This is a genomic window from Colwellia sp. NW0002-52-1 (assembly GCF_057550865.1).
The window spans coordinates 55,249-68,156 of sequence record NZ_BAAJLU010000009.1; the positions used below are offsets into that span (position 1 = coordinate 55,249).

Consider the following 12,908-nt stretch of genomic DNA (forward strand, 5'->3'; position numbering starts at 1 on the left):
ATTGGGAGAGCGCTTGAGCGATCTCCCCCTCTACCTATTTGTTTATTCTTAATTAACCTTTTATCCCACGCGAAAACGATTTGCAAGGTCTTGCATTGTGGTTGCCAAGCAAGCTTGCTCTTTTGCTGTAGTGGCTATTTGGGCTGCTCCAGTTGCGGTTTCTGTTGATTTTTGTTCAATATCGACAATGTTTTTTGCAATATTTTGAGTCACTAACGATTGTTCTTCAATGACAGTGGCTACTTGCTCGGTCATAGAGAAAATAGCACCAATGGAAGTGGTTAGAACTTGTAGGCTATGTTCAACATTTTTTGAGCTATCAACCGCTACTATGGCTTTTTGTTGGCTTTTTTCAATTACTTGATGGGCTGCAATGGCATCTGCCTGTAAAGAGCCAATGAAAGATTCAATTTCTGAAGTAGAGTCTTGTGTTCTCTGTGCTAATGTTCTTACCTCGTCGGCAACAACCGCAAAGCCACGGCCTTGCTCGCCCGCGCGAGCTGCTTCAATCGCGGCATTAAGCGCTAATAGATTTGTTTGCTCTGCAACAGATTTAATAACGTCAACAACTTTAGTTATGTTGCCACTACTTGTGTGCAAGCTATTGATTTTTTCCGCTAAGCTTTCAATTTCTTGAGACAGTGCATCAATTGAGTCATAAGATGCTTTTACTACTTCAAGGCCACTCTTTGCTTGTATATCTGCTTCTTTTGCTGAATTTGCTGTTTCTTGAGTATTTGAGGCAACTTCTTTTACCGTGGCTGATAATTGCTCAACTGCGGTCGCTATAGCGCCTATTCCTACTTGCTGCTCCTCTAATGTGTTGGCGTTATATTCACAAGTTAAAGAGGTTTCTTCTGCTGCGGCAGATAAGGTATGGCTAGTGTTCGAAATCTCATTAATGGTATTTGTAAATTGTTCAAGAGTAAGGTTTAAAGCAAGTGAAATTTGGCCTAATTCGCTTTTACCTTGAAGTTTAGTGCGTACAGAAAGGTCATTTTTATCTCTTACTCTGCCTAAAACAGAAGTAAGTTCATTGACTCTTGAGGTTAAATCCTTAATTGATATTAGGGTTACTATTGTCACTAAAATCAGCACAAACACGCTGGTAAATATATTTATAAGTAAGGTTGTATTTGCTTTGTTATGACTGGTTTCTGCTAATAAAAGCAAATTGTTTGCGACTTTATCTTCAACCTTTTTAAGCAGGCCTATTCTTATGGTTGCTTGTTCAAACCAATAAAGGGCATCAACAGAAAAATTAGCATTAACGCTTTGGGCTATATTTCGCATTCTGATAATTTCTTTTATGGCAGGGTTAGCTGTTTGCTCTTGATAATAATGTGAATTTTCGGTGTTTGTAGTCGCTAAAAAATTATCGATATAGGTATTTTGCTCTGTCACTAAAGTAATAAATTTTACAAAAACACCAGCTTTAAATTCATCTAAGATGAAAGTGCTGCTCATTACTGCTCGCTCAATTCCAGCGCGCTCTTTGCCTTGTAAAAAATTATAGTAGGCAATAGTTTGCTCAGTTAAATGGGCGTCAGAGCTGAGATCTGCAATTATAGTTGATACAGAAAGTAGTTTACTATTTAGGTTAGTGTAATAACCTATTGCTGATGCACTATCAATATTTAAATTTGTTACTCTAGTACGTATTGAGTCAAGCTTGCTTAACTCTACCGCTATAGATTTATTCAATTCAACGATTGATTTATCTTCAAAACTGTTTTGTTCTAAAAACAACGTACGACTTGCATTCTTTTCGTCACTTATTTTTCGTTGTTTACTCAGGGTATTATTGAATTTTTTGCCTGCAGAGCTTAAAAAACCAGCGGTAGCTCCTCGCTCTTTCTGTAACTCGTGCACTAACTCGCTGTAGGTAATTGAAAGCCGAGTTAACTGAGTAAGTGCTCCCATCTCGTTATTAATCGAGTAATTTTGTTTTATAGTTAAAGTGCTTAACCAGATAAAGCCAAAAAGAGGGAGCGCTAGTATTATAAATATTTTGTTTTTGAATGAGATATCAGAAAATGTCACAACTTATCCTTTGAGTAAGAGTTTTTCAGACTTAACAGTCAGTCGACGTTAGTTATACAAAATAGTAAGGACAAAATAGGGGGCAAATTAAGTGAATAAATTTGAGCTTGTCCCTTTGATGTTTATTTTTGTATAAAGTGTCTACATCCCTAAATCTAAGCGTATTTTCAGTATAGAAAAAATATTAAATCTAGCCATTAATTATTAAATTATAGCTGATGTTACAGTGAGATAGCACAGCAGTAAAAAGCTTAAGGTTACAAAAAAATAAATAGCACTGCTAGGTTAATTGGTTATGCTATTTATTAAATAAAACTTAGTTTGTTGCTGTTTTACGATTCTATTTTATTTTTACTTATCACTAAATCCAAATAATTAGTTGCTTCATCAGTAAAGAGTAATGATGTTTTAATTTCGTCTATGTAGTCGTCTGCAAGCGTTTCTTTTGTCATTCTTAGCTGTAATTCACTGATCAGTTTTGCCTCGTAAACGTAACACGCAATAGGGAGCTTTTGATGTAATGCGGGTAATAATGCTGCGCGCTTTACTTTGGTTTGTAACGCTAGAACTTCCAGTATAGAAGGTGGGAAATTCCAATGCTTGGCGATAAAATAGGTGAGTTTTTTTGAGTTTTTTGCCATAACACTTTTAAATAATGTTGAATTTGGTTGGCAATCAGGATGAACAACCGCAAACGCATCAATCATTAATTGGTAAATTATAACGTCGCCTAAATTAGAAATAAGCCCTATAAAGTAGGCTTGAGCAGCATCGTTTTTAATATTCGACTTTGCTACTAGCGTTTTAGCATTAACTCCCGTAGACAAGCTATGCTGCCATATTTTTTGGCCATACTGGCGAAAGTAAATGCTTGATTGTGGTACCAGTTTATTCACAAAACCGTTGATAACACCTTCTGAAAGCCCCTTTGTCCCAAGTACCATAAACGCTGATTTTAGATCGATAACCTCTTTACCGTTACGGTTATAGTAAGCTGAATTGGCGAGCTCTAGTACTTTTGCGGCAATGGCTGGCTCTTGCTGAATTAACGAAATAAGTATGTCTGCGTCAAAATCGACATTATTTAATTGTTCAATTATTTTCGATAACGACATTGGTAGTATTGGCAACGCATCGAGGATTAGTTTTGGATTTTTTAATAAGCTTTCAACCTTCTCAGAAATAAATTCAGATAATTCGTCGTTATGTGACGATGTGAAGCTGTTAGGCATGCCAAACAAATAATCATAAAATGCTTGGTGGTATTCTTCTTCAAACGATAAGTAGCTAAACGGTTTGCATTCTGTGTTGTTGCTGTTGCTGTAAAGAGTTTTGGGGGCTATTTCTTCTTTTGGTGCTTCGCTTTTTCTAAGGTCTTCAAAATAATATAAATTAGCGTTGTTAGAGGCTTTCTTTTTAAATATTTTACTAATAAGTTTTTTAAACATAAATGTGTAAGATCACTGTATGCAATAAATAAGAGGTAAAATTAATTGAGCAACACTTACTAAGCTAGCAGTAAAATGGCAATTAATTTATTGACTTGAATACTTATTATAATATTTGTTTTCTATCTTGTATTGAGTTTTTTGTTGATTAACGATGAATTATTAAAAATATTTTGAGGTAAGGGGTACCACAATTTATTCGTTGTAGAATAAATTGTAGTTTATTTTTGCTTAGCCGCTTTTATGGTTAAACTCGTAAGTTAATGAAACGAAAACTGAACGTGGCTCGCCAACAAAATAACGATAACTGCCAAAGCCGAAGTCGGCGCGTTCTGCGTAATCTTCATTAGCTATATTTAAAACACGTGCGCTTATCGTTAAACGATTATTAATTTTAGTGCTAGCACGTAAATTTAACAGGTTATGCCCCTTATATTGAGCTGTGTTTTCGGGGTTAAGGTAGTAGTTTCCTAAGTGCGCCCATTCAAGTTCAACTTTGCGTTCTTGTGCACCTTGCCAACCCAATTGTAAACTCCCCATATGTTGTGGCGCGGTATCAATTTCATTGCCTTTGATGTTTTCGCGACTCAGCGTTAATGAGTTTTCGTAGCTATGATTAGCTAAGGTACCGTTCGCTTTAAGATAAAAGCCTTTTGGTAATTGATAACCTAAGGCGAATTCAATACCGTTATGGCTAGTTTTACCATTGCTGATGTTTTGTCGGTTGGTGTCTTGAAAGATAAAGTGTTTTTTATTCATTACAAAGGCACTAATATCGTAGAAAAAACGCTGTGTTTGGCCGCGAACGCCTAGTTCTATAGAGTCAACTTGTTCTGGTTTTAAGTTTGTAACATTTTGCCCGGCTTGCAGCCGAAATAGCTCGGTTGCTTGTGGAGCACGGTAGCCGGTTGAGTACTGGGCATAAGTTGTATGTTGTTCACTTAGAAAATAGTGGCCGCCAAATTGATATGACACTTCGTCAAAATTTGTATTTTGATCACCAGGGCGGGTAAATCGACAATTACTTATACCAGCCTCGCATGCACTACCGTTACTGAGTTTATTATCGTAATCGTATTTAGTGTGCTCGTAGCGTAAACCGGCACTTAAAAATAGTTGGTCTGAAACCGTCCAATTTACTTTAGCAAATGGTGAATAAACTTGTGCATTAACATCGTAATTATAATGCTCGCCTTGTGGTATTGTGGGTGAAAAGTCTTCGGCTTGTGATTCAATTAATTCGCCTTGCGTTAGGTCAACGTCAAGCCCAATTAACCAAGTTAAGCTTTGGTATTCTTTTTCATATTGCGATTTAATGCCTAGCCCTTTTTGGCTGTTCTCTTCTAGTGATTGCCACGGTAAAAAGTGTTGAAGAAACGCCATATCGGTATAGCGCAGGTAAGGGGTAATACTGACGTTACTTGTATCGTCGATGTTATAAGAAATTTCACTGTAGGCTTTAACACTTTTATTATCTCTAAATGCTTCAGGATTCGGGTTGTTGCGTTTAACACTTTTGTTTTGATAAGCGTTTTCACCATTAATAAACCCCGCGGTTTCTTGGTTTAAATTAGTAACGCTGAACACATTTTTAATATTGAGTTGAGCATCTTGAAATTGGTGGATAACATTTAATTTTTGTTGTTTAAAACCGCTGTCGTCTTTATAACCGCCATCGTGACTTAAATTGCCATAAACCATAAAAGCATGCTGTTGGCCTGTTTTTCCTGCTGAAAATTGACCACTAAGGTAGTCGTTTGGCCCTAAGGTTGCGCCGACATAAGCGTTTGATTGTTCAAATGGGTTTGGAGTAATAACATTGATAACTCCATGGACGGCATTTGAGCCATAAAGCGTGCTTGAAGGGCCTCGTAATACTTCAATACGAGCCGCTTGTTCAGTGTTAGCGTCAAATAGTTGGTTCGCATTACAAAAACCTGGCGCTCGTAACGAAATACCATCTTGTGCGATGTAAAACGCGCCACAACCACCTGCACCGGTTAATACAGGTGAGCGAATAGCCGTTAAATGTTCTTGCCCGTTGCCTCTGCTTATCCAACCGCCAGGTACGCGTACAATAACTTGGTTTATATGTTGCTGGTTGATAAAAGCTATATCGTCAGCTGTTACCACCGACAGGTTGCTATCAAGTGTATTCAGGGTGTTTTTACTGCGAGTTGCGGTTACAGTAATTTGTTCTATTGGCTGTAGCGCTTTATTATTTTCAACCCTTGGCGTGTTTCCATCGACCGATGTTACTGGGGGTTGCGCAAGTGTTGGCACACTGATAAGTAGTAGAGAGAAGGTAATGGCATTTATTTTCAAAGTAACATCCTAACGCCTAAGGCGTATATCTTTTTATTATTGGTCCGATAAGAGAGAAGGTTCGGACCTAGTATTTGGTTTTAGTACTATTTATTTTGCTCATTTATTTTCAAGTAAAAATTCACGTATATATTTCAAGTGTTGTTATACAAGATCAAAATATAATGTATGGCTGCGCCTACCTTATAAGTTCACTTTCTCTGCTGAATACAACAATTATTACATGTTGTAACTGGTTAAACTAACTGAAATTAATCTTTAATGTGAGTTAGTTTACCCTTATGTTTTTTAGCACGCTGTTTTTATATTTTAATATTTTCAAGAAATTTGCAGGTATAAGATGATGGGCAATAGGCAGAGCTATAATTACCCATAACATTTAGTCTGCTTGGCAGAGGGATAAATGTTTATTTGAAAAAGGATATAGCTTAGTGACTGTGAAGGGGGAGGATATTCTGCAACTTTTATCACTAACATCTATGTTTTATGATAAATGAATTTACTAATCAAAAGCTTAATAAAATCTCAGGAGCATAAAAATAAACAGCAGGACAATTATTGAAATAACGCGATCTGTAGTAAATTAAACCCGTTTGTAAGCAGTAATAAACAGGTTTGATTTTATGCATTTTTTTATTTTACTTTGTTATCACTTACACCCCAAAGTGCTTGGAATTGTTCTGGCTGTTAATTAGTTATGACTATTCTCTAACTGGTAGAAGGTAGCTTGAACATAGTCGGTTGGTTCACCGGTATTATTTTGATTATAAACTCCAGCTTTAAAGTACATATATTGGTCGCTTTTATCATAACCGCTATTACTCATATCTACTTCTTGTACTATGTTGGCTTTTCCTTGGCGAATAATGGTAACGGTTAATTTGTCACCCTCAACATTAATGCGATAGCTAAACACTTCGTTTAGGGCAATGCCATCTTCAGGATTTCCTGCATTGCTAGCGCGAGAACCAATAAGGTTGTACCACTGCTCTTTGCCTTGGCCCTTTAATGGTTCGTGTGCCATGTAAATTACGCCTTTGTCGTTATGAGGTAATTTGCGATAATATAAACGAACGGGTTCGTCTTTTGTGGCATGAATTTGGCCTATTATTACTCTACCCACTTGTTTGTCGTCGCCGGTCGTGGTGACATGATTAACCGCTAAAGTGGCGTCTAAAGTGCCATCTACTCCGCCTGATTTTTTTCTTACATTGCGCTTTGCGGTGCTAAATACCCAATTATTTTCGGTGATGCCTTTGGTTTTTATTCTCATATCACCTTTGCGCAGCATTTCTCTTAATTCGCTACGAGTATATTTGGTGTTTTTAGAGGTTTTAGGCCCTTGAATTGGCGCGGTGAACACCATGCCACCGTCTTCTGCGGTATAAAATAAGGGTTTTATTGATAAGCCTTTAACTAGGTAAGTTTCGGGCACGTTGTCAGCTATACCATCTTTATTGGTATCAACAGGTAAGCTGATACTCCAGTCAGATAAGTCGAAGTTATCAGCGGGTCTTGCTGTTGAATCAAGTGTAATAACTTCGTTTCGGCTATTTTTTAGCTCTGCGGCTTGCAGGTAACTTTGTCCGCTTAACGCTAGAAATAAAGTAATGCTTAATAAACTTTTAATAGGGGATAGCATTGTGTATACCTTTTATATTGAGTGATAATACCCGATTAACAATATCAAAACCGATAAATTGTTCATTTTATTGACTAAAACTTTTACAAAAAAATAGCGCTAACATGAGCGCCATTTTATTAGTTTTGAATATTGCTATTTCAACTTGTTAATTGCTTATAATCTATCAGCTACAATAGCTTCATTTGTTGAGCTGTTGTAAGGCGAAGCAGGGTTGTCGGTATCAAGAGAGCCACCTACCGCATAACTTGTACTTTCAAAATCATCTGAAAATATTTCTGTTGTGCCTTCTAAATCAGAATATAGTTTAATATCGTCTATGTAGAATGCAGTTGCTACGGTGGCATCATTGTCGCCAATTCTGAATACTAAGTACTGAACACCGTCCATAATTGTTTCAAAATGAGTACCTAAAGTTCCATCTGATTTACCGCTATCATAAGTCGGGAAAGCCTCAGTTGAAACAGGCGTACCATTTATGGATAAAGTTATTAGTGGCGCTTGGGTGGCACTTGCACTACTTGCATCCCAGGTAATATCAATATCAACCCATTCTGTACCGGTAAATGTTGCATCAGTATCTACTGTGCCTTCTTGGCCACGAATAACATAGTTACCTTCTTTCACTCTTAATTCAACAAGCTCATAGCCGGTACTGACTTTGCTACCAAATACGCCAATATAGGCATCTTTAAAGTCAGTATCGGTGTCGTTAGGGTTATTATTTACAGCGTTGGCTTCTTTTCTAAATGATACGCTTAGTTTACCAACGTCTAAAGATGCAATACTTTCATCGCTAAGTTTAAATCTTAGCTCACCCGTATCGGTAGAACCATCGCCAATACCTACGCCCATGGTATCGGTAATTTTAGCGACTTGTAAGTTACCTTCAGATGGATCCGCTGGTGGATTGGCAGGAGGATCACTCGGGTCGCTGCCAATTTCACCTTCTCTGGTGACTTCAGCAACAACAGCTTCGTTGGTTGAGCTGTTATAAGGCGATGCACTGTTGTCAGTATCAAGAGAGTCATCAACTGCAAAGTCTTCAAAGTTATCGGCAAACACTTCAACTGTACCGGCTACATCAGAAAACAGCTTAATGTCGTCTAGGTAAAATGCGGTAGCAACCGTGGCGTCGTTATCACCAATTCTGAAGGTCATGTGTTGCACACCATTCATAATAGTTTCAAAGTGCGTACCTAAACTGCCATCTGTTTTGCCACTATCGTAAGTTGGAAAGGCTTCGGCTGAAACAGGTGTGCCGTTAATTGCTAAAGTAATTAATGGCGCTTGTGAAGCACTGGCATTTGTTGCATCCCAGGTGATATCTATATCAACCCATTCTTCGCCAGTAAAAGTAGCGTCTGTATCAACCGTGCCTTCTTGGCCACGTATTACATAGTTGCCTTCTTTTACTCTTAACTCTACAAGTTCATAGCCAGTACTTACTTTACTGCCGAATATACCAATATAGGCATCTTTAAAGTCGGTATCAGTATCGTTTGGATTGTTGTTTACCGCATTCGCTTCTTTTCTAAATGCTAGACTTAATTTACCGGTTAATAGCGGGTCAATACTTTCATCGCTCAGTTTAAATCTAAGTTCACCCGTATCGGTAGAGCCATCGCCAATGCCAACACCCATAGTGTCAGTAATTTTAGCTACTTGGCTGGTTACAACATCTGCGGGTTTTACAATAACTGGGTCAGTTGGATCAGAAAGTGTATCTTCTGGGAAATCATCATTATCAATATAGGTAGCTGAAACCGTTATCGTTTTAGTTAGCTCAGCTTCAGTTAATATGTATGTTGCACTGGTAGCATCAGCAATTGCTACGCCATCTGCCATCCATACATAGGTAATTGGTGTGTCACCAGAGCCATTTTCGTCGGTAATAACGGCTGTTAGTTCAAAGTCTACATAAGCATCACCTGTAATAGCAACGCTACCGGCACTTGGTACTGCTGGAACTTCAATAACGTCAGTTTCGGCTGATATGGCTTTTTCAACATTACCATCGTTGTCTGTGAAGTTAACTACGAGTGAAATCATAGAGCCTACATCGGCATCGGTAAGAAGGTATGTACTAGAGGTAGAGCCAGAGAGCACTTTGTTATCAGCAACCCAAGTGTAAGTTACATTGGCTGGGTCAAAACCATTACCATCGCTTATTGTCGATGTTAATGTTTCTCCTGTTGTAGGATCTCCTGATATTTCGACATAGCTGATAGCATTTCCTTCTGAGCCTGTTACGCTGCCATCATCACAAGCCATTAACGCTAATGCGCTTGTTATTGCTATTACCAATTTCGTTTTCATTTAGTCTCTCCCCGACAAATTTTATTATATTTTTAATCGCTGCTTTGAGAAATAACATTGTTTCGGTCATTTTATCTACAAGAACTGCTGATACCGATACTTACAATAACTTACCAATCTGTCAACCAATTATTGTATTTAAAGTGATAAAACTTCCTGTTGTTGGTGGCTATATTCAAGTGTTTTTAGGCGAGTAATATGTTTTTTAAACAGTTAAGTAATTGTATTTATGTTAATAAATTTAATGTTATTACCAATTTGTATTGTTACGATTACTGAGATTTTAAATTCATGATTACAGTAACTAAAACAGCCAAATAAATAAGGCTGTTCGTCATTAAGTTATAATTTCTGTAGTGCGTTTAGTAACGCTAATAACGTTATTGTTCTTGATATCCGGTATGGCTATTGGAGATTTTGTAAAAGGTTGTTTGCACATAATCTTTGGCATTTCCGGTATTATTTTGATTATAAGCGCCGGCTTTAAAGTACATGTATTGCCCACCTTGATCGTAGCCACTTTCAGTCATATCAACGATTTGAGTAACATCGGCTTTGCCGGCTCTTGTGATTGTTAAGGTTAACAAGTTAGCCACTACTTTTATTTGATAGCCAAAACGTTCATTGAGGGCTATGCCGTTTTCAGGGGTAGTCGCACTTTGTGAGCGATTGCCAATTAACTCGTAATAAATATCATCTCCGCCTTCAACTTCATGGGCTAAGTAAATTGAGCCTTTATTGTTGCCAGGCAGTTTTCGGTAATACACACGAATAGGTTCGTCATTATTTGCATGTATTTGACCGATAATGACACGGCCAACCTGCGATTTGTCGCCTGTTTCAGTAACATGGTTCACGGCCAGTTCCGCGATTAATTCACCATCTACTCCACCTGCGGCACCTAGGTCGTTTTCAGGTGCACTTGAAAATACCCAATTGTTTTTATTTACCCCTTTAACGTTAATATTGGTATCGCCACGTCTTAACATTTCTCGAAGCTCTGTACGGGTATACTTGGTGTTGGTCGAGGTTTTAGCTCCTTCAATCGGGCTTCTAAAAACTAAGCCGCCTTCGTTATTCATAAAGAAAAACTCAGCGTTAAAATAGTCATTATTTAAGCGAGACTCATAAATGCTTTCTGCTTTACTGCTAAAAGCTTCATCAACAGGAATACTTAAGTACCAGTCGGTTAATTCAATGTTAGAGCTTACATCTGCTAAGCAGCCAAAAGCTTCAACTTCAATAATATTATTGGTGCTATCAATATTGCTGCCTTTAGGGATTATTTTGATATATTGTGCAGAATGCTCTGCTATTTCAATAAACTGGCTACGGGTAGTTAATGCATCGGTTATTTGATCAGCCACCACACTGGTCCATGTTTGCTTATCTTTTGATACTTCAACATCGTAGCTATAGCTTCGCTGATCGGTGTTAAGCCACGTTATTGACAAGCCTTTGACTAATGACAAATTTTCTAAGGTTAAAGTTAGCTGGGCAGAGTTTTCAATTGATGACCAACGAGATTCAGGCAAAAACTTAGCATCGATAACTTGGTTAGCAGTATAGCTATTTAAGCTATTAGTGGCGTTAGCTTCAACAATATTGAGCTTTGCTAAACCTGTGCAGGTAATATCTGAATTTATCGGGGCAACTGGTGGTTCTGTAGGCGCTTCAACAGGTGGGACTGAAGGTGGTACAGCAATAACTTCTTCGGGTGCTTTATCAGCGGAACCAGAAGAAGACTTGCAACCAATAAATAGTATAAAAATGCATAGGTAGAGTGGAGTTTTGTAGATAGACAATTTTTTCACCTCAATAATAAAACCGAAACTCGTCGTTAATTTGACTTACCAATTTAACTTACCAAAGTTTGTTTTGATAAGTGAGGTAGCTATAAAATGTAATACCAAAGCGGGGCTCTGTAAAGTGTTGGTTTTTCGAACGGCGTAATAATTTGACTTTATAAATGATGCTGAAAGTATCTAGCTTTATTTTTAAATTATATAAATAGATTTAATATCAGCTACTTAATGGCTTAAGTCGCCTTTAAGCTATTTGAATAGAATGTTGAAAGTGTTTTATGCATTAGCTTTGACGTTTATTTAGAATCTAAAGGCTAGTAATGCGCATACAAGAGCAGGCTAACAAGATAAATGTTAGCCCTTTATTTCTTGGTAATTCAATGCAAGTTGTTGTTAAGTAATAATATTAACTTTGTGGTAACCTAGTTCTTATGAGATTTTTTATGTCTAAACCAGTTGTAGGCTTTATAAACCACAATCGCGAAGATGGTCCAAAATACGCTATGGTAAAAAGCATGAAAAGAGCCTTCGCCTAATGCGTGATCTGTATGGGCAAAAGCTTGGCTAGTAAAGAGTATTAGGTAGCTAATAAGTAATGTTAAAAACTTCATATTTGATCCTTTTTCTTGTTAATTTGTTTATTGTTCTTTTAAAAATATGTTCAATTTTTTAGTGAGGTAGCGGTTAAAATATTAAATTTTCAACATACCTTCTGTTTCGATAAATGAGATTATTTCTGCCAAGCCTTGCTGTGTTTTCATGTTAGAAAAAATGAATTTTTTATCGCCTCGCATTTTTCTGGTGTCTCTGTCCATAACATCAAGTGAGGCACCGACTAAATCAGCAATATCTATTTTATTAATGATTAATAAGTCTGATTTGGTAATACCTGGGCCACCTTTGCGTGGGATTTTATCGCCGGCTGAAACGTCAATCACGTAAATAGTGAGATCAGACAGTTCGGGGCTAAAGGTGGCGCTTAAGTTGTCTCCGCCACTTTCTACTAATACAAAATCTAAATCAGGGTGTAGTGCTTGTAATTCGTCAATGGCGGCTAAGTTCATTGAGGCATCTTCACGGATAGCAGTATGCGGACAGCCACCTGTTTCCACGCCCATAATTCTGTCGGCAGCGAGCGCGTCATTTTTTGTTAAAAATTCGGCGTCTTCTCGGGTGTATATATCGTTAGTGACCACCGCCATATTATATTTGTCACGTAGTGCTAAACATAACTCGCGTAGTAAGGCTGTTTTTCCTGAGCCAACTGGGCCGCCAACACCTATGCGTAATACTTGTTTCTTCATTTTATTTATCTCTTAAATGTTT

Annotated in this window: 8 protein-coding genes; all 8 read right to left on the bottom strand. The window is 37.6% G+C overall.

Annotated elements, in window-relative coordinates; genetic code table 11:
* Positions 1-60: 60 nt before the first annotated feature.
* Positions 61-2,043 carry a methyl-accepting chemotaxis protein gene (locus AC27H3_RS10760; RefSeq protein ID WP_487106084.1) on the bottom strand — a complete coding sequence of 661 codons (1,983 nt, stop codon included), beginning with the start codon at positions 2,041-2,043 and terminating at the stop codon, positions 61-63.
* Between the two features lie 332 nt (positions 2,044-2,375).
* Positions 2,376-3,491, bottom strand: coding sequence for an HDOD domain-containing protein (locus AC27H3_RS10765; protein ID WP_487106086.1), 1,116 nt, complete (start codon positions 3,489-3,491; stop codon positions 2,376-2,378).
* A gap of 231 nt (positions 3,492-3,722) precedes the next feature.
* On the bottom strand, positions 3,723-5,816 hold the full coding sequence (locus AC27H3_RS10770; RefSeq protein WP_487106088.1) for a TonB-dependent receptor: 2,094 nt from the start codon (positions 5,814-5,816) through the stop codon (positions 3,723-3,725).
* A gap of 691 nt (positions 5,817-6,507) precedes the next feature.
* Entirely contained in the window at positions 6,508-7,458 is a 951-nt protein-coding gene (locus AC27H3_RS10775; protein WP_487106090.1) for a polysaccharide lyase family 7 protein, read from the bottom strand.
* Positions 7,459-7,614: 156 nt separating this feature from the next.
* Positions 7,615-9,777 carry a hypothetical protein gene (locus AC27H3_RS10780; RefSeq protein ID WP_487106092.1) on the bottom strand — a complete coding sequence of 721 codons (2,163 nt, stop codon included), beginning with the start codon at positions 9,775-9,777 and terminating at the stop codon, positions 7,615-7,617.
* Positions 9,778-10,157: 380 nt separating this feature from the next.
* Positions 10,158-11,582: a polysaccharide lyase family 7 protein gene (locus AC27H3_RS10785; RefSeq protein ID WP_487106094.1), complete on the bottom strand. Its 1,425-nt coding sequence runs from the start codon at positions 11,580-11,582 to the stop codon at positions 10,158-10,160.
* Between the two features lie 422 nt (positions 11,583-12,004).
* Positions 12,005-12,193 (bottom strand): hypothetical protein, encoded by a 189-nt coding sequence (locus AC27H3_RS10790; RefSeq protein ID WP_487106096.1) that lies wholly within the window; start codon positions 12,191-12,193, stop codon positions 12,005-12,007.
* A gap of 81 nt (positions 12,194-12,274) precedes the next feature.
* Positions 12,275-12,886, bottom strand: a complete 612-nt coding sequence (ureG, locus tag AC27H3_RS10795) for an urease accessory protein UreG (protein ID WP_487106098.1) — start codon at positions 12,884-12,886, stop codon at positions 12,275-12,277.
* Between the last annotated feature and the right edge of the window lie 22 nt (positions 12,887-12,908).

Bases quoted from the DNA above. Each gene is read 5' to 3' on its own strand.
- AC27H3_RS10775 (WP_487106090.1), bottom strand. From the start codon at position 7,458: ATGCTATCCCCTATTAAAAGTTTATTAAGCATTACTTTATTTCTAGCG.
- AC27H3_RS10790 (WP_487106096.1), bottom strand. From the start codon at position 12,193: ATGAAGTTTTTAACATTACTTATTAGCTACCTAATACTCTTTACTAGC.
- AC27H3_RS10765 (WP_487106086.1), bottom strand. From the start codon at position 3,491: ATGTTTAAAAAACTTATTAGTAAAATATTTAAAAAGAAAGCCTCTAAC.
- ureG (WP_487106098.1), bottom strand. From the start codon at position 12,886: ATGAAGAAACAAGTATTACGCATAGGTGTTGGCGGCCCAGTTGGCTCA.
- AC27H3_RS10780 (WP_487106092.1), bottom strand. From the start codon at position 9,777: ATGAAAACGAAATTGGTAATAGCAATAACAAGCGCATTAGCGTTAATG.